Raw genomic sequence first — 17949 nt, forward strand, 5'->3', positions numbered from 1 at the left:
CAAAGAAAGTGACTCAGCCCCGGCAGGGGATGAAACAACGGATGCACCACCAACAAAAACCAACCCAACCCCAACGCTAGCGCCAGCGCAAACCGCAGCGCTATGATCAAACCCACACAAACACCCCGCCCAGCTTCCTGATGCCCGCTCCCCCCATCCTCCCCGCCACCGCGACTGAAGACGCCTTCGCCAATGGCCCCTTCCCCGCTGCCCGCTTCATCAAGGAAATCGGCCGCGGCGCAGACGGCGCTCGCGCGCTGGTCAAGCACGATGCCCGCGCGCTCTTCACCGCCATGCTGGAAAGCCGCATCTCCGACGTGCAGCTCGGCGCCATCCTCATGGCCTACCGCATCAAGGGGGAGACCCCGGAAGAACTCGACGGCATGCTGGAAGCCACGCATGCGCATTGCCGGCCGCTGCCGGCCCCGAACACGCCGGAGCTCGCGCTGCCGGTCGTCATCCCCAGCTACAACGGCGCCCGCCGCCAGCCGAACCTGGTACCGCTGCTGGCCAAGCTGCTGGCGCGCGAGGGTGTGCCGGTGCTGGTGCATGGCATCCGCCGCTTCGACGGCCGCGTCACCACGGCTGCGCTGTTCGAAGCGCTCGGCTGGCCCCTCTGCGAACACATGGACGACGCCCGCGAGCGCCTGGAGCGCGATCGCCTGGCCTATGTGCCGATCGACGTGCTCTCTCCCGAACTGACGGCACTGCTGGATAAGCGCGAGATCGTCGGGCTGCGCAATTCGGCCCACACAGTGGTGAAGATGCTGCAGCCCATTGGTGGGCACGCGCCCCACGAGGCGCTACGGCTGGTCAGCTACACGCACCCGGAATACCGCGACACGCTCACCGATTACTTCCTGCGCCATCCGGCCAATGTGCTGCTGGCGCGTGGCACCGAGGGCGAGGCGGTGGCCGATGCGCGGCGCGGCAGCGCGGTGGAGTGGCTGCACGACGGCGCGCACGAAACGGTGATCGAAGCGGTGGAAGGTTCGAGCGACGCACCGCCTGAGCTGCCCGTGGGGACAGACGTGGCGGCAACGGCGCGGTGGATCGAGGCGGTGCTCGAAGGCAAGCAGCCGGTGCCGGAGCCGATCGCCAAGCAGGTCCGCGCGATCGTGCGCTGCGCACGACCGGCGCAGGCTGCCTGATCGATCGCCCGCTCTTACCTGGACGGCAGCGGAATGCGCTCCGTTTCGCCGGGCACGTGAGCGAAGGCGTCGCTCTCCCAGCGCTGCTTGGCGTCTTCAATGTCGGCCTTATCGCTGGCGACGAAGTTCCAGTAGATGTGGCGGTGGCCGTCGGTCGGGTCGCCGCCCAGCAGCATCACGCGGGACGACACCTGGGCGGTGAGCGTCACGTCGCCGCCGGGTTCCAGCACGGCAAGGTGGTGCGGGTCGAGCGCCTCGCCATCAATGGTGACAGCGCCCTCGACCAGATACAGGCCGCGGTCTGCATGCTCGGGCGGAATCACCAGCGATGCACCGGCCGCCAGTTCCAGCGCCACATACAGCGTGCGCGAACTCACCTTCACCGGCGACGTCAGCCCAAACGCATCCCCCGCAATGACAACGCCCTGCACGCCGGGGCATTCCAGCTTGGGCAGCGTGTCGGCCGCGTGATGGGCGAAGCTGGCGTCCACCTTTTCCTGATCCTTCGGCAGCGCCACCCAGGTCTGGATGCCGTGCATGCGCGCGCCCCTTTCACGCCCTTCTGGCGAGGAACGCTCGGAGTGGACGATGCCGTTGCCGGCCGTCATCCAGTTCACGTCGCCGGGGGTGATGGTCTGCACGCTGCCGAGGCTGTCACGGTGAACCATGCTGCCGTCGAACAGATACGTGACGGTGGCCAGCCCGATGTGCGGGTGGGGGCGCACGTCGATGCCCTCGCCGGGGGCGAAATCCACCGGGCCCATGTGGTCGAAGAAGATGAACGGCCCCACCGTCTGGCGCGCCGCCGAGGGCAGCACGCGCTTGACCGAGAAACCGCCCAGGTCGCGCACGTGCGGGCCAATGATGTGCTGGATGGAAGTCATGACGGAAGGCTCCTCAAGCGTGCTCGGCGAGTTCGGTGTCGACACTGATCTCGACTTCAGTCATCAGCTTGTGAACGGGGCATTTGCCGGCCACGCGCAGGAGGTCGGCGCGTTGCTCGTCGGTCAGGTTGCCGTGCAGGGTCAGCACGGTGCGCAGCTTGTAGCGGCCCTGGCGTTCCTGGGTGCCGTCATGCTCCACAGCCACGTCGATCGAATCGAGCGGGTACTTGCGCTGGCGCGCATACAGCGTAACGGTCAGTGCCTTGCAGCTTGCCAGGGCCGCGTCAAAGTAGGCGTGCGGGTCGGGCGCACTGCCCTCGCCAGTCGGCTTGGGCACATCGGTGTAGGTCACGCCTTCGGGAAAGGTGACCTTGTGGCGAAAAAGGCCTTCGGTGTCCTTGCTGACGACGATGCTCATTGACGGCTCCTGTAGCGATTTCTGCGATGTCCGGGCAGTGTAGCCAACTTGCGTGACGGCACGGGAGAAGACCCGACGTGCGTCGCGCATCGCTTTCACGGGCGCTTCGATCACTCGACATTGCAGACATGGCAATTCGGCCCACCCATTGGGGTGGAAACGCTCAAGCGGCGCGGTTTTCAGCCGATCTTCCGGTTAGAAGACATCCGCCCAGAAACCGCCCCGCTTACGCGTTACCTGCATGGTTCCTCGCCGGCCGCTTGTCGCCATTGCCGGCGGCATCGGCTTCCTCCTCGTCCTTGTTGGGCTGACCGTGATGGTCGGCTGGCTGCGGCATTGGCCGTGGGCAGTGAAGCTCGGTAGCGATCGGCTGCTGATCGTGTTCGCCACCGGCGTCAACCTGACCCTGCTTGGCGCGGGGCTGGCTGCGCTGCTGGTCGGGACGGTACGGCCGAATGTGCGCTGGGCAGATCCGGTGGCCCGGGGGCTGGGCGGCGTGGTGGCAGTGCTGTCCATGCTGCGGCTGGCCGAAATGATCACGGGTTGGCCGCTCGGGCTGGACTTTCCGGGCGTGCACACATGGCTGGACCGCCAATGGGTGACCGGATGGATCGGCGGCATGCACCCCAGCCACGCGCTGGCGATGGCCGCATCGGCGACGGCCCTGAGCCTTGTGCCGACGTTGCGCAAACCGCACCGCGCGCGGTGGTTCTGGGGCTTGGTCGGCCTGGCGATGCTGCTCTGCGCGGGCGACCTGCTTGGCCGCGCCATGGCGCTCGAATATCTGTACCCGGCGTGGTTGGTGTGGCGCGCCTCGGACGTAGCGGCCATCTGCACGCTGCTGGTGGTCATGGGCGTGCTGTGCGTTGCGGTAGTCCGGCAGCCGGGCGTGTTGCGCCTACGCTTGTCGCCGGAAGACACCATCGTGTGGATCAGCGGCGGCTGCGTGGTACTTGCAGGCCTGGGAGCGACCATCACGGCGTTCATCATCCAGGTGGACAGCGTCGGCCTGACATTCGGCACCGCGCGGGCGCGGGCGCTCTCCAGCTACGCAGAAGAGTTCGATCAACTGCTGGCCATGCGCGCGGAAAACCCGCGCCTGGTGGCCGCCGCCACGCACATCCAGGAAGTGCTGCGCCATCCCACCGACAATGCGGCGCGCCTGCGCAGCGAGAGCGCGCTGCAGGCGTATCGCCAGCAAGGGTACTCGTACCTGCAACTGCGTACGCTGGCGGGAGAGGGCATCGTCAGTCTCGGCACGCAAACGCTTGAGCCCGAGCTGTCGATTCGGCTGCACGCCGGCCTCGCGCCCGAGCGCGTCACGCTGCAATGGGTACACGGATTTGCCATGCGCACAGAAACGCCTGTCATGGCAGACGGCATGCAGATCGGCTTGCTGGTCGCAGAGCAACCGCTCGCCCACATGACCGCGCGCTACGCCAACGAGCGCGGCATCGGAAAGACCGAAACGCTGGCGATGTCGGGCTTTGATGTGCGCGGCCGCGCCATGTCGTTTCCGCAGCGCTTCGATGCGTACGTGTTCGAGTTGCCGGCTCTTACGGTCGACCGCCGGCCGCTGCCGTCGCGCCTGGCGCTATCGGGCGAGGCAGGCTACGGCCAGTGGCAGGACATCCACGGCATGCCGACATCGTTCAGCTACACGCCCATCGGCCACACGGGCCTGGCGCTGATCAGCAAGATCGCGAGCGCCGAGCTGTACGCCCCGATGCGCGTGCAGTTCGAGCGGCTCGGCGCCTTCATGCTGTGCCTGATGATCGCCAGCGTGCTGGTCATCCGTCTGACGGTGCGGCCGTTTGCCAACCGGCTGGCCGCGTCCGAACGCGCGCTGCGCACCGCAAACGAAAGCCTGGAACGCCGCCGTGATGCCCTGCGCGCGAGCCGCGAACAACTGCGCCTAGTGGCCGACAACGTGCCCGCGCAGCTCAGCTACGTCGACTCCGACGGCATCGTCCGCTTTGCCAGCCGCACCCTGCTCGAAGCCTTCGGCCGCCGCGAGGACGAGATGCTCGATCACCACGTGCGCGACATCTACGCCCCCGAGGACTATCGCACGCTGCTGCCTTACATGACCGAGGTGCTGGCCGGGTACCCGGTGCAATTCGAGATCCAGTCGATGCGCACCGGCGTGCCCCGCTACCTGAGCGGTCATTACTTTCCTGACTACGACGATCGCGGCACACTTCGGGGCTATTTCTCCGTGCTGCAGGATCTGACGTCCCGCACCACTGCCGAGCTGGCTCTGGCGCGCAGTGAACGGGCGCTCAAGCTGGTGCTCGACAACGCGCCGCTGCTGGTCTCGCACATCAACCCGGATGGCGTCTTCACCTTCTGCAACGTCACGCACGCACGTTGGCTGCAGCGCACCCCGGAGGAAGTTTGTGGCCAGACGCCGGAACGGGTCTTCACGCCGAGCACGTACGCGCTGATCGCACCGTATCTCGCGCGCGCCCAGCGAGGAGAATCGGTCCAATTCGAGATCACCGCGCCGTGGTACGAAAGACCGTCTGCCAGCGGTCTGCGCAGCCGCACACGACACCTCCGGGGCCAACTCGTCCCCGATGCCGGAGAAGCGCAGGACGGCCGCTGCGGTTTCTACGCCTTCGTGCAGGACGTGACCGAAGCCAAGCGCAGCGAGATGGAGCTTTCCCGCATGGCGCGCTTTGATGCGCTGACGGGCCTGCCTAACCGTTATGAGCTGTACGAGCGGCTGCGCGCAGCGCTGGAGCGCCGTCAGCGGCTGCCTGCGCCGTTGGGGGTGCTGTACCTGGACGTCGACCACTTCAAGCACATCAACGACACCTACGGCCACGCCGCCGGCGATGCAGTGCTGGTGGAAGTCGCGCACCGGCTTCAACGCGCCGTGCGCCGCAGCGACACCGTCGCCCGCCTCGCAGGTGACGAATTCATCATCCTGCTGGACCCCATCGACGCCCCGGATGATGCGCTGCACACCGCTCAGAAAATCGTCGGTGCAATCCGCCCGCCCATCACCCTGCGGGGCGACACGATCCTGCACGTCACCACGAGCGTCGGTGTTGCCTGTCCCGGCCCCGAAGTACGTGAACCCGACACCGCTCTACGGGAAGCGGATCGCGCACTTTACTGGGCCAAGTCTCGCGGTCGAAACACGGCGGCGTAGTCGAGAACCGATGCCGTCAGCGACGGTCTATGAATGGGTGCGCTGCTCCTATTGCTGCGGCGCAAACATCACGCTATCAAGTAACCCCGACGATTTACGGGAACTATCAAACAGGCAAAAATGTCCTATTAGCACTCTTCCGGTCGGAGTGCTAAGATGCCTTTCCAAACCTCCACTGGATTTCGACAGGAGTCCTGAGTGAACGCAGTCATCCCCGTGAATACCGTTTCCGCAATCGCCACCCAGCCGTCCGGCAACGCCGGCAATGGATGGGCGCTGGCGTTCCCCGGCAACCTGGGCAACATCGACGCTTATATCCAGAGCGTCAACCGTGTGCCAATGCTGTCGGCTGAAGAAGAACAACGCCTGGCCCGCGAATATCGCGACAACGACAATCTTGATGCCGCCCGCCGCCTGGTGCTCTCGCACCTGCGTCTGGTGGTGTCGATTGCGCGCGGCTACCTGGGCTACGGCCTGCCGCATGCCGACCTCATCCAGGAAGGCAACATCGGCCTGATGAAGGCTGTCAAGCGCTTCGACCCCGATCAGGGCGTGCGTCTCGTTTCGTACGCGATGCACTGGATCAAGGCCGAGATGCACGAGTACATCTTGAAGAACTGGCGCATGGTGAAGGTGGCCACCACCAAGGCCCAGCGCAAGCTGTTCTTCAACCTGCGCAGCCACAAGCAGGATGCGCAGGCGACCTTCACGTCGGACGAGATCGACGCGGTAGCGGCCGAACTCAACGTCAAGGGCACGGAAGTGCGCGAGATGGAGACCCGTCTCTCGGGCGGCGACATCGCGCTGGAAGGCCAGATGGACGACGGCGAAGAGTCGTACGCCCCCATCGCCTACCTGGCTGATACGCACAACGAGCCGACCCGCGTGATCGAAGCGCGCAGCAACGACCGCATGCAAAGCGAAGGCATTGAAGCCGCCCTCGCCAAGCTGGATGACCGCAGCCGCCGCATCATCGAAGCCCGCTGGCTGAACGTGAACGACGATGGATCGGGTGGCTCGACGCTGCACGAGCTGGCCGACGAGTTTGGCGTGTCGGCTGAGCGCATTCGCCAGATCGAATCGGCCGCGATGAAGAAGATGAAGGGTGCGCTGCAGGCTTTTGCCTAAGCTGCCGCCTCGCCATAAAAAAGCCCGCCAGGTTGGCGGGCTTTTTCTTTGGGCGGCAGCCGGAGATCAGTCGGCCAGCAGTTGCTTGATATCGTGTGCAATCGGCTCAGGCCCCTGGCCGTGCTTGATGAACAAGCGCAGGTTGCCCTTTGGATCAAACATGTAGCTGCCGGCGGAGTGGTCCATGGTGTAGTTGTCGGGCGAGCTGCCCGGCACCTTGCTGTAGAACACCTTGAAGTCGGACGCGACCTTCTTCAGTTCTGCCTCATTGGCCGGACGCAGGCCGATGAAGCGCGGATCGAATGCGGGCACGTACTTGGCCAGCAGGTCTTGCGTATCGCGCTCCGGGTCGACGGTGACGAACAGGACCTGGACGCGGTCGGCGTCTTTGCCGAGGGTATCCATCACGGCGCGCAGCTCAGCCAGCGTGGTCGGGCAGACATCGGGGCAATGCGTGTAACCGAAAAACATGACGACGACCTTGCCGCGGAAATCTTCGAGCGTGCGGCGCTTGCCGGTGTGATCGGTCAACGAGAAATCGGTGCCGAAGCTTTTGGATCCGGTGATGTCGAGGTTCTTGAAGGCGGGCTTGTCGCTGCACGCCGCGAGCGCCAGCACGGCGACGGCCAGCATGGCGAACAGCGCGGCGCGGAAGTGTCGGAAAGAGAGCATGGTCATCGTGTTGGAAACAGACCGCCTAGCGTAACGCCAACGGCACATGCCTGCTGGCGCCCCTGTGCGTCACAGCGCCGCGCTTTGCGTGAGCGCCGGCCCGAACTTGAAGTAGTGGTCCACCAGCAGCGCGGCAAACAAAATCGACAGATAGATGATCGAGTAGCGGAAAGTCTTCTGCGCCAGTGCGTCGGAATACTTGCGGTACATGCGCCACGCATACGAGAGGAAGCCGAAGCCCAGCACCAGCGCGGTCACCAGGTAGATGTAGCCGCTCATGCCGTAGACGAACGGCAGGATGGTCGCGGCAATCATGATGAGCGTGTACAGCAGGATGTGCAGTAGCGTGTATTTCTCGCCGTGCGTGATCGGCAGCATCGGCAGGCCCGACTTGGCGTAGTCGGCGCGGCGGTACAGCGCGAGTGCCCAGAAGTGCGGCGGCGTCCAGGTAAAGATGATGAGCACCAGGATCCACGCCTCGGCCGGCACGCTGTTGGCCACGGCCGCCCAGCCCAGCGCCGGAGGCATCGCGCCCGAGAGGCCGCCGATGACAATGTTCTGTGGCGTGGCGGGCTTGAGCAGCAGTGTGTAGATGATCGCGTAGCCGATGAAGGTGGCGAACGTCAGCCACATCGTGAGGTCGTTGGCGAATACGTGCAGCGTCCACATGCCCGCGCCGCCCAGCACCACCGAGAACACCAGGATCTGCCGCGTGCCCAGTTCACCGCTTGCCGACGGGCGCCAGGCCGTGCGGCGCATCATTGCATCGATCTTGCGCTCGACCAGGCAGTTGATGGCGAAAGCAGCGCCGGCGAACAGCCAGATGCCGACCGCGCCGCCGATCAGTACCGACCACGGGACCATGCCCGGCGTGGCCAGGAACATGCCGATCACGGCGCAGAACACGGCGAGCTGCGTGACGCGCGGCTTGGTCAGCGCCGCATACTGCGATGCGGTCGTCCGCCAGCCAGGAAGTTGAGTGGAAGTTGTTGGGGTTGCCACGGTATTCATAAAAAACGGTCAGACGGCATTCAGACGACGGCAGCCGCCACAGGCATCGGCGCCCGCGCCTGCGCGAGCCCGATCAGGTAATGCAGACGCACCATCAGCAACAGCAGCACGGCCGCGCCGCCGTTGTGCGCCACGGCGGCCAGCAGCGGCCACCCCAGCACGATGTTCGAAAGCCCGGTCGCCAATTGCACGGCCAGCACAACGAGCAGCACCGTCGCAACCCGGCCGAGGCCGCCAATGCGACGTGCGCGCGCACTGAGCCACGCCAGGTAGCTCAGCACAACGACTGCAAACACGCGGTGCGTCCAATGGATGGCGACCAGCGCGTCGTGCGAGATGAAATCGCCGCTGGCGGTCTTGCCGAGCTGGCGCCAGAACGTGAAGCCGTGCGCAAAGTCCATCGGCGGAACCCACTGGCCGTTGCACAGCGGAAAATCGGTACAGGCCAGCACAGCGTAGTTCGTGCTGACCCAGCCACCCAGGGCAATCTGCACAACGAGCAGCACGAGCCCGATGGCCGCCGCCATGCGCAACGAGGCGCCGCGCTCATCGACCGCACGCGGCGCGTCGTTCTTGCAGCCGAGCCAGATCAGCGCGGCCAGCAGCGACATGCCGAGCAGCAAGTGCGTCACCACGATGGCCGGCTGCAGCTTGAGCGTGACCGTCCACGCACCAAAGGCGCCTTGCACACACACCAGCGCCAGCACCGCCGTCGCGTACCAGGGAGACTGCTTCAGTTCCTTGCGCTTGACCCACGCCAGCACCACCAGCGTGATGATCAGCACGCCCAACGCAAGCGCGAAGTAGCGGTGCGTCATCTCGATCCACGCTTTCATCCAGGTGACGGGGCCGCTCGGCATGGCGGCCTGTGCAGCATGGATGTCTTCACGGGCGTGGAACGGGTTGGAGGTGCCGTAGCAGCCCGGCCAATCCGGGCAACCGAGGCCTGAATCCGTCAGACGCGTGAAGCTGCCGAACATGATCAAGTCCAGCGTGAGGAAAGCGGTGATCCACACCAGCTTGCGATACTTGTTGCGATCCCCTTTGACCAGCACGTAACAGAGTGGGATCAGCGCGATCAGGATGCCAATGGAAGCAAGTTGCAGCAGCATGGCTTATCCGATGCGCGAATACTTCAAAAGCCGCGTCATATCTGCGCGCACCTTCTTCGGGTCTGGATCTTTCGGGAACTGCATCATCAGGTTGCCGAGCGGATCGACCAGGAAGAGGTGGTCTGTGGGCGGCGTCTTGCCGTCGGCAAGCCAGTTCTTAGGCAGATCGGGCGCGCGCAGGAAGCGCACGGCACCGTAATCGTCGTTGTAAGCCTTGATGAGGCGCGGGTCGATCTCCCCCCGGTCGGTCACTAGCCAGACAGGGACGATGCGGTCGCGGTCCGGGCCCTGGCCGATGCGCAGCTGGCGCATGGTGAACAGCTTGCGCGCGCAGTTGTCGTCGCAAGCGCTGCCATCCACGGACACCATCAGCCATTTGCCCTTGAGGCTGGCAAGCGGCACTTCAGCGCCGTGCTCGTCCTGCACCATCAGGCCGGTCGGCACAGGGCGCTGCGGATCGACCAGCGCGCCATACGCCGCCTTGCCGCCGGCCGGGGTGAAGACGTAATACGCAAGGTACGACGCGATCACCGGAGAGGCGCACACCAGCAGCAGGAACAGCATCATCAAGCGGCCGCGGCGCGTGCGCGCGTCGATGCGCGGGTCTTCGGACGCCCCGAGTGTGCCGGGCGCGCCGGGTGCAGATTCCTGATTCACCATGTGATTCCCAATACATTCAGCTGCGGCACTAGGCCGCAACGCAAGTTCGTATTCAGGCGGGCTCGGAGCGGCCCGCCAAGCGGCGATAACGCCGCACGCTGTAAAAGACCATCAGCCCAAGCACTGCCGCCGCCATCGCAAACCATTGGAACGCGTAGCCGTAATTGCGCTCGGCGCCCAGATCTGCGCGCGGCCAATCGCGCAACAGGCCTTCCTCCACGTCGGACTGCTGCTGCACCACGAACGGTTGGAGCGGCACGCCGATTTCGCGCGAGAAAGCGTCGAGGTCGATATTCTGCCTAAGTCGCTGGCCGACTTCATCCGCGCCGTCCTTGCTGCCCAGACTGAAGACCCGGCTGGCATGCGGCACCGCCATCCCCTCGACCTGCACTTCGCCCGCCGGCGTGGTGTACGGCGCGATGCGCGTGCGGTCCACCGGATCACGCGGCAGCCAGCCTCGATCGACCAACACGGCGCGCCCGCCCGCACCTTCCAGCCTCAGCGGGATGAGCACCTCGAAACCCGGGCGCGATACGTCGTTGGTGACGTGCGGGCGGTTCTCGAGCAGCACCGTGTGCGCCACGTCGAACGTTCCACGCAGCAGCACCGGCCTGTACATTACTGAATCTGCTGTCACGGGCTGCGCTGTGATGCGCTGGGCGGGCGCATTTTCCAGCGCCATGATGCGGGCCTGGCGCTCGATGCGCTCGTGCGCACGCGAAAGCTGCCAACGCCCCAGCGAGCACGTCAGCGCAATCAGCGCCACACCTGCCAACATCGGCACAGGCGCAAACCAGCGTCGCATCGGTACGCGCTCGGTCATTGCGCGGCCTCGGTGAGATAATGCCCGGCAGCCATTTCCAACCCGTCATTGCCCAACCGGCAGCCCTCCATGCGCATCGTCGTTGCCATTGCGTTTCTGCTGATCCTCGGGAGCCTTGCCTCCGCGCTGTTCTTCCTGATGCGCGACAAGGGCCACAGCAACCGGACCGTGCGATCCTTGATGTTCCGCGTCGGTTTCTCGATCGCGCTGTTCATCTTCATCTTCGTCGCGAACCGGCTGGGGTGGATCCACAGCACCGGCATCCGCTTCGGCCAATAGCCCGAGTCAATTCAGTCAGTCCAGAAAAGCGAAAACGCCGCAGCGGTGTCCCGTCTGCGGCATTGTCGTCGCCGGCCATTGGCCAGGTCGGGGAGCGACGCTTCGCCGCCCCCACCCGATGCTGTCTTACAGCCAGTACACCACCACGTACAAGCCGAGCCACACCACGTCCACGAAGTGCCAGTACCACGCAGCGCCTTCAAAAGCGAAGTGATGTTCCGGCGTGAAGTGGCCCTTGATCACACGCCCCAGCACCACCGACAGCATGATGGCGCCCATGGTCACGTGGAAGCCGTGGAAGCCCGTCAGCAAGAAGAACGTTGAACCGTAGATGCCCGAGGTCAGCTTCAGGTTCAGTTCGTGATAGGCGTGGATGTATTCGAACGCCTGGAAGCCCATGAACGTGAAGCCCAGGAGGATCGTCAGCAGCAGGCCCTGGATGACCTGGGCACGCTTGCCTTCACGCAGCGCATGGTGTGCCCACGTGAGAGTCACGCCAGAAGTCAGCAGCAGCGCCGTGTTGATCGTCGGAATCGGCCACGGCCCCATCGTTGTGAAGGGCGCTACCGTGCCGGCCGGTCCGGCGTTCGGCCACAGCGCGTTGAAGTCGGGCCACAGCAGCTTGTTGTTCAGATCGCCCAGCCACGGCATGGCGATCGTTCGGGCATAGAACAGCGCGCCGAAGAACGCCGCGAAGAACATCACTTCCGAGAAGATGAACCAGCTCATCGACCAGCGGAACGAGGCATCCACGCGGTCGCCGTACTTGCCGGTCTCGGATTCAGAGATGGCGTCCGCAAACCACGCGCGCAGCACAAAGAGGAACCACAGCAGGCCGACCAGGAACGTCCACGGGGCCCACGGCTGGGCATTCACCCATGCAGCGGAGCTCAACAGCACGATCAGCAGGCCGAGGCTTGCCGTAATCGGATGCCGCGAGGGCCCGGGCACGAAGTAGTACGGAGCGTTTGCTCGATTCGCACTCATCTCTTTTTCTCCAGCTCTATTTTTTTAAGAATCCACTCGATGTTGCCCGGCCCGTGCTGCAGGGCCGTCTCCTCAACCTTCTGAACCGTCAACCGACAACTGCCCGCACGATCAACAGCAGCACGACGATGAACATGATCGCCGCCAAAATGCCCGCGATAATCACGTGCACCGGATTCAACTGCGCCATGTCACGGTCGTGATCGCGGCCTTTGCGCACCCCGAAGAAGGACCAGAACACCGCCTTCATCGTCTGTGCGAATGATGCGCGCCGCTTGGTCGCTTCCTTCAGGTCGTCCATGTCCTCACGTTCCCTTGTTCGGCATCGCCGGCGCAATGACCGACGGCGCGTGGATTTCAAAGAAAGTGTAGGACAGAGTGATCGTCTTCACGTCCTTGGGAAGATCCGGATCAATCACAAACACCACCGGCATCTCGCGTGACTCGTTGGCCGTCAGCGTCTGCTGCTTGAAACAGAAGCACTCGATCTTCTTGAAGAACTCGGTTGCCTGCTTGGGCGCGTAACTCGGGATGGCCTGGGCCTCGACCGTACGCCCCTCCTTGTTCACCACCTCGTAGACGATCTGGCTGATCTCGCCGGGGTGCACATCCATGCTGTTCTTGACCGGGCGGAAGCGGAACGGCCCCTGGCTGTTCGAATCGAATTCCACCGTGATGGTGCGCGTCTTGTCGACCTGCGAGTTGCGCAGCGCGCCGCCGTCCTCATCACGCGTGTTCAGCACGTTGATGTTCGTGATCTCGCAGATCTTCTTGTACAGCGGCACCATCGCGTAGCCGAAGCCAAACATGATCACGACCACGACGGCCAGCTTGCCGAGCATCGAGCGGTTCAGACCGCGCTCCAGCGCTTTGTCGTTTTGGGTCGGATCCGGCTGCGCCGGTGTGTGGCTCATAGAGGTCTCGCGAAATCTCGGTTCAGCGACCAGCGCGTCGCTTGCCCGGCTAGCCGCCGAACACCACGCGCTTGAAAATCACACCCAGAAAGAAAACCAGCGCGATCGTGCCGAGGATGAATCCCAGGCGACGGTTGGCAGCGCGTTGCTCGGGCGTTGGGCTTTTTTCTGGATTCGACATCGTTGTCCGGAGGATCGCGGAGCTGGCACTCGCCTGCCCCGCGACACCTGCATTACTTCACGTGCGGTGGTTCTTCAAAGGTGTGGAACGGTGCCGGCGACGGCACGGTCCACTCCAGGCCTTCCGCGCCATCCCACGGCTTGTCGGCGGCCTTCTCGCCACCGCGGTACGACGGCAGCACCACGAAGAAGAAGAAATACACCTGCATCAAGCCGAAACCCAGTGCACCGATCGACGCGACGGCGTTGAAATCGGCGAACTGCTGCGGGTAATCCGCATAGCGGCGCGGCATACCGGCCAGGCCCAGGAAGTGCATCGGGAAGAACGTGAGGTTGAAGGTGATCATCGAACCCCAGAAGTGGATCTTGCCGCGTGTCTCGCTGTACATGTAGCCCGACCACTTCGGACCCCAGTAGTAGAAGCCCGCGAACAGCGCGAACAGCGAGCCGGCCACCAGCACGTAGTGGAAGTGCGCCACCACGTAATACGTGTCCTGCAGCTGGATATCGATCGGGGCTACGGCCAGGATCAGGCCCGTGAAGCCGCCCACCGTGAACACGAAAATGAAGCCAATGGCAAACAGCATCGGCGTCTCGAACGTCATCGAGCCGCGCCACATCGTGGCCACCCAGTTGAAGATCTTCACGCCGGTCGGCACCGCGATCAGCATCGTCGCGTACATGAAGAACAGCTGACCAGTGACGGGCATGCCGGTCGTGAACATGTGGTGCGCCCACACGATGAACGACAGGATGGCGATCGACGCCGTGGCGTACACCATCGAGCTGTAGCCGAACAGGGGCTTGCGCGCGAAGGCCGGCACGATCTGGCTGATGATGCCGAACGCCGGCAAGATCATGATGTACACCTCGGGGTGTCCGAAGAACCAGAAGATGTGCTGGTACATCACCGGATCACCGCCGCCTGCTGCGGAGAAGAAGCTCGTGCCGAAGTGGCGGTCGGTCAGCACCATGGTGATCGCCCCCGCCAGCACCGGCATCACGGCGATCAGCAGGTATGCCGTGATGAGCCACGTCCAGCAGAACATGGGCATCTTCATCAGCGTCATGCCGGGCGCGCGCATGTTGAGGATGGTCACGATGATGTTGATCGCGCCCATGATCGACGATGCGCCCATGATGTGGATCGCGAAGATCGCCATGTCCATGCCGGGGCCCATCTGCACCGACAGCGGCGCATAGAGCGTCCAGCCGGCCGCCGTGGCGCCGCCCGGTGCGAAGAACGAGCCCACCAGCAGCAGCGCCGCAGGCGGCAGCAACCAGAAGCTGAAGTTGTTCATCCGCGCGAAGGCCATGTCGGACGCACCCACCTGCAGCGGGATCATCCAGTTCGCAAAGCCCACGAAGGCCGGCATGATGGCGCCGAACACCATGATCAGGCCGTGCAGCGTGGTGAACTGGTTGAACAGCTCCGGATGGAAGAATTGCAGGCCGGGCTGGAACAGCTCAAGGCGGATCAGCAGGGCCAGCGTGCCGCCCGAGAGCAGCATCATGAAAGAGAACAGCAGGTACAGCGTACCGATGTCCTTGTGGTTGGTCGCGAACAGCCAACGGCGCCAGCCGTGCGGATGGTCGTGCGCGTGGTCGTCTCCGTGACCGTGCGCGTGATCTTGCGGGTGCGTAACAGCGGTGCTCATCGAGGAACTCCTAGGTTCGGTTCGTCACGCAGACGATCAATCAGCCAGCGTTGCGGTCTTCGGCCGCATTCGCTTGTTTGGACGCCACCTTACCGGCGGATTCAGTTGCAGCGGTCTTGGCAGCCCCACCTTCGGGCATCTTGCCGCCGCGCGCATCCTTCACTTGCGTCGGCTGCAGCAGGTCACCGGTATGGTTGCCCCAGTTGTTGCGCTCGTAGGTTACGACGGCAGCGATTTCGACATCGTTCAGCGCCGAAGCCCAGGGCGGCATGGCGCCCTTGCCGTGCAGCACGATGCCAACGTGGTCGGCCAGCGGGCCATTGGCGATCTTCGAACCATCGAGCGCCGGGAACGGACCACCACCCTTGCCGTTCGGCTGGTGGCACACCGCGCAGTTGGCGGTGTAGACCTTCTCGCCGCGCGACTTCAGCTCTTCCAGCGTGTAGGTCTTGTTCGGGTCATCGGCCTTCGCGGCCATTTCCTTCTTCTTGCCGTCGACCCACTTGGTGTAGTCGTCCTGCGAGAGCACACGCACGACGATCGGCATGAAGGCGTGTTCCTTGCCGCAAAGCTCAGCGCACTGCCCGCGATAGATGCCCACCTTCTCGGCCTTGAACCATGCGTCGCGCACGAAGCCCGGAATCGCATCCTGCTTCACGCCGAACGCCGGGATCATCCACGAGTGGATCACGTCGTTGGCGGTCGTGACGATGCGCACCTTGCGGTTGACCGGCACGACCAGCTCGTTGTCGACTTCGATCAGGTACGTGTTCGACTTGGGCGCCTGGTTGTTGATCTGGTCGCGCGGCGTGGTGAGCGTGGAGAGGAACGAGATGCCCTCGCCTTCGCCCTTCAGATAGTCGTAACCCCACTTCCACTGGTAGCCGGTGGCTTTGATGGTGAGGTCGGAATTGGTGGTGTCCTTCATTGCGACCACGGCCTTGGTGGCCGGCAGCGCCATCCCGATCACGATCAGGAACGGCACAATGGTCCAGATGATTTCAACCGTGGTGCTTTCGTGGAACGTCGCCGGTTTGTGGCCGACCGACTTACGGTGCTTGAAAATGGAGTAGAACATCACCCCGAACACACCGATGAAGATCACGATACAGATGATCAGCATCATCCAGTGCAGCCAATGGATCTCGGCGGCGATCTTGGTGACCGGTGGCGCGAGATTGAGTTGCCGCACTGCGGGGCCGCCCGGCATGTCTTCCACTGCCAGGGCCGTTTGACTGAGGGCGAGGAGGGAGCCTGCCGCCAGCAAACTTGCCAATGTCTTATTCAACATTTTCATTTTTTATCTACCCAATTGACAGATTCCACTCTGCCCCGGTGCGCGGCTCATGAGACCTGGGTTGGTTGCCCGTGTCCCAAACACCGGGAAAGCTCGTCCGCAAGCTTGCGCCGCCAGACTGACCTGCCAGATCACGCGCCTGCCATCTCCAGCCTGACTTGCACGTAATCGGAGGCGTGGCGGGCATAGTACAGCAATGCCCATCCGAGAATCGCGACCTCCAGCCCCGCATCAGGCGGCACCAGTCACGCGCGTTGCCACGCAGAAAACCAAGCGATCACGATCGGGGAAATGACGACCAAGGGGATGGACCAGCCCAGCTGGCGGGTTGAAAGCGAGCAGTTTCGCTTCATGAGCCAGTTCTTGCGCGGCGCTTCCGAGATGTGGACGCCGCATGCTGGGTGGAGCGCAGTTTCAATGTCGTGCATTGAACCACTCCTGCCTCGGATGCATACCCGAACGGTTCGCCCGTGGCAAAAAACGGGATAGGCCTTTGGGGGACTGCTGCGACAAACTGGCGCATTATATGGCCGCGATTGACCCCGAACAAGGCAAAGCGCCTTTATGCAAGTCCCGGCTTGACAATGCGGAGCCAATGCCGTTCCCGCACTAAAAGCGCTTCAGGCGCGCGGTTTGCGACCGATCTGATCGACGGGGATCATCGCCCTGCCCTGGTCGTCCAGCGCCTGTCGCTGGGGCGGCGCAAGCTTCCAGGCATGGCCGTAAACGATTTCGAAGGTGAGTGGAATCACGCCGACGGGATTGCGCTGCGCATCAAGTGCGTCGAATAGCCGCTGGCGCCAGCGGGGCGTGTGCAGACCGGGGCCGGCGAGGCTGCGGCCGGCTTCGTCCGTCAAGCCGGCCATGCAGCCGAGCAAATGCACATCGGCCAGCAACGCCTGGGGCGTTTCGTAGGTGATGGTGATCTGCTCCATGTCCATGACGGGCGTGGACCAGCGGCTGTGCACCAGCATGTCGCCAATGTCATGCATGTCGACAAAGCGCAGCGTATGGACGCCCTCGTCGATGCCGGCCAGGGCGCTTCGCAGCTCGCGCAAGGTATCGGGACCGAACAAGCTGAACATCAGCAGGCCGCCTTCCGTGGTGATGCGGTGCCATTCCGGGAAGATGGCGTGCGGCGCCGGGTCCCAGTGCAGCGCGAGATTCGACCACAGCAGGTCGAACGATGCGCCGGCAAAGGGCAGCGCTCGGAAGTCCGCCTGGGCGAAATCAAAGACCGGCCGCTTCTTCAGCAGTCTGCCGAGCCATCCGGCGTCGGTGCGCTGCGGGTCGAGTTTCTGCGCCTGGGCCAACATCGCGGACGACCAGTCGACACCGCAGATCTGCGCATCCGGATATTGCGCGCGCAGTACCGCTAGGCCTTGTCCCAGGCCGCAGCCCAAATCCAGCGCGCGCGCAGGGGTGGCCTTGATATAGGAGAGCCGGTCCTGCATGCGACTGCCCACTTCGCGCAGCAAAAAATCCACGTCGGCGAAACGCGCGGCGCGGCGATCGAAGGCGCGCCGTAAGGCGGCAGGGCGAGCAAGGACGGGATCAGACATCGACAAGGCGGGGCGGAACACTGCGGTCGCCAAGTATACCGGCCCACCGTTCG

General features: G+C 64.0%; 19 protein-coding genes. 4 read left to right on the forward strand and 15 right to left on the reverse strand.

Translation table 11 applies throughout. The annotated features are described in order from the left end of the window. Positions 1-140 precede the first annotated feature (140 nt). Complete coding sequence (gene ybiB, locus AAHM38_RS21775; RefSeq protein ID WP_116576638.1) at positions 141-1151, forward strand: DNA-binding protein YbiB; 1011 nt, start codon at positions 141-143, stop codon at positions 1149-1151. 14 nt (positions 1152-1165) lie between these two features. On the opposite strand, the gene AAHM38_RS21780 is transcribed toward ybiB, so the two are convergent. Both AAHM38_RS21780 and AAHM38_RS21785 read right to left on the reverse strand, forming a co-directional pair. Further along, the gene (locus tag AAHM38_RS21780) at positions 1166-2035 is read right to left on the reverse strand and encodes a pirin family protein (RefSeq protein ID WP_116576639.1); all 870 of its coding nucleotides are present in this window, start codon (positions 2033-2035) and stop codon (positions 1166-1168) included. Between the two features lie 13 nt (positions 2036-2048). After that, a complete protein-coding gene (locus AAHM38_RS21785; protein ID WP_004633452.1) occupies positions 2049-2453 on the reverse strand; it encodes an OsmC family protein in 405 nt (134 codons plus the stop codon). Positions 2454-2694: 241 nt separating this feature from the next. Here AAHM38_RS21785 and AAHM38_RS21790 point away from each other — a divergent pair, with 241 nt between their 5' ends. Continuing rightward, positions 2695-5613, forward strand: a complete 2919-nt coding sequence (locus AAHM38_RS21790) for a sensor domain-containing diguanylate cyclase (protein ID WP_116576640.1) — start codon at positions 2695-2697, stop codon at positions 5611-5613. A gap of 234 nt (positions 5614-5847) precedes the next feature. Further along, positions 5848-6741 (forward strand): RNA polymerase sigma factor RpoH, encoded by an 894-nt coding sequence (rpoH, locus tag AAHM38_RS21795; RefSeq protein WP_369812435.1) that lies wholly within the window; start codon positions 5848-5850, stop codon positions 6739-6741. Between the two features lie 66 nt (positions 6742-6807). On the opposite strand, the gene AAHM38_RS21800 is transcribed toward rpoH, so the two are convergent. From AAHM38_RS21800 to AAHM38_RS21820, 5 genes are all read right to left on the reverse strand, one after another. Continuing rightward, on the reverse strand, positions 6808-7413 hold the full coding sequence (locus AAHM38_RS21800) for an SCO family protein (protein ID WP_041668431.1): 606 nt from the start codon (positions 7411-7413) through the stop codon (positions 6808-6810). Positions 7414-7482: 69 nt separating this feature from the next. Beyond that, on the reverse strand, positions 7483-8424 hold the full coding sequence (gene cyoE / locus AAHM38_RS21805; protein ID WP_012761063.1) for a heme o synthase: 942 nt from the start codon (positions 8422-8424) through the stop codon (positions 7483-7485). A 20-nt stretch (positions 8425-8444) separates the two neighbouring features. Beyond that, positions 8445-9536, reverse strand: coding sequence for a COX15/CtaA family protein (locus AAHM38_RS21810; RefSeq protein WP_012761062.1), 1092 nt, complete (start codon positions 9534-9536; stop codon positions 8445-8447). Between the two features lie 3 nt (positions 9537-9539). Further along, positions 9540-10196 carry an SCO family protein gene (locus tag AAHM38_RS21815; protein ID WP_037027863.1) on the reverse strand — a complete coding sequence of 219 codons (657 nt, stop codon included), beginning with the start codon at positions 10194-10196 and terminating at the stop codon, positions 9540-9542. 52 nt (positions 10197-10248) lie between these two features. Then, positions 10249-11019 (reverse strand): SURF1 family protein, encoded by a 771-nt coding sequence (locus AAHM38_RS21820; protein ID WP_116576641.1) that lies wholly within the window; start codon positions 11017-11019, stop codon positions 10249-10251. Positions 11020-11088: 69 nt separating this feature from the next. Between AAHM38_RS21820 and AAHM38_RS21825 the strand changes: the two genes are divergently transcribed. After that, positions 11089-11298: a twin transmembrane helix small protein gene (locus tag AAHM38_RS21825; RefSeq protein WP_012761059.1), complete on the forward strand. Its 210-nt coding sequence runs from the start codon at positions 11089-11091 to the stop codon at positions 11296-11298. 126 nt (positions 11299-11424) lie between these two features. Here the strand turns inward: AAHM38_RS21825 and AAHM38_RS21830 are convergent, their stop codons facing one another. From AAHM38_RS21830 to AAHM38_RS21865, 8 genes are all read right to left on the reverse strand, one after another. Next, entirely contained in the window at positions 11425-12285 is an 861-nt protein-coding gene (locus AAHM38_RS21830; RefSeq protein WP_012761058.1) for a cytochrome c oxidase subunit 3, read from the reverse strand. Positions 12286-12373: 88 nt separating this feature from the next. Next, positions 12374-12586, reverse strand: coding sequence for a DUF2970 domain-containing protein (locus tag AAHM38_RS21835; RefSeq protein WP_037027860.1), 213 nt, complete (start codon positions 12584-12586; stop codon positions 12374-12376). Between the two features lie 4 nt (positions 12587-12590). Continuing rightward, on the reverse strand, positions 12591-13199 hold the full coding sequence (locus AAHM38_RS21840) for a cytochrome c oxidase assembly protein (protein ID WP_037027859.1): 609 nt from the start codon (positions 13197-13199) through the stop codon (positions 12591-12593). Positions 13200-13248: 49 nt separating this feature from the next. Beyond that, positions 13249-13380, reverse strand: a complete 132-nt coding sequence (locus AAHM38_RS21845) for a cytochrome oxidase small assembly protein (protein WP_012761055.1) — start codon at positions 13378-13380, stop codon at positions 13249-13251. Between the two features lie 52 nt (positions 13381-13432). Next, on the reverse strand, positions 13433-15037 hold the full coding sequence (ctaD, locus tag AAHM38_RS21850; RefSeq protein ID WP_012761054.1) for a cytochrome c oxidase subunit I: 1605 nt from the start codon (positions 15035-15037) through the stop codon (positions 13433-13435). A 40-nt stretch (positions 15038-15077) separates the two neighbouring features. Beyond that, a complete protein-coding gene (coxB, locus tag AAHM38_RS21855; protein ID WP_012761053.1) occupies positions 15078-16334 on the reverse strand; it encodes a cytochrome c oxidase subunit II in 1257 nt (418 codons plus the stop codon). A 245-nt stretch (positions 16335-16579) separates the two neighbouring features. Further along, a complete protein-coding gene (locus AAHM38_RS21860; RefSeq protein WP_012761052.1) occupies positions 16580-16762 on the reverse strand; it encodes a hypothetical protein in 183 nt (60 codons plus the stop codon). Positions 16763-16954: 192 nt separating this feature from the next. After that, positions 16955-17896: a methyltransferase domain-containing protein gene (locus tag AAHM38_RS21865; RefSeq protein WP_116576642.1), complete on the reverse strand. Its 942-nt coding sequence runs from the start codon at positions 17894-17896 to the stop codon at positions 16955-16957. Positions 17897-17949 lie beyond the last annotated feature (53 nt).

Origin of the sequence: Ralstonia sp. OTU4908 (genome assembly GCF_038440115.1) — a bacterium.
GTDB lineage: Bacteria > Pseudomonadota > Gammaproteobacteria > Burkholderiales > Burkholderiaceae > Ralstonia > Ralstonia pickettii.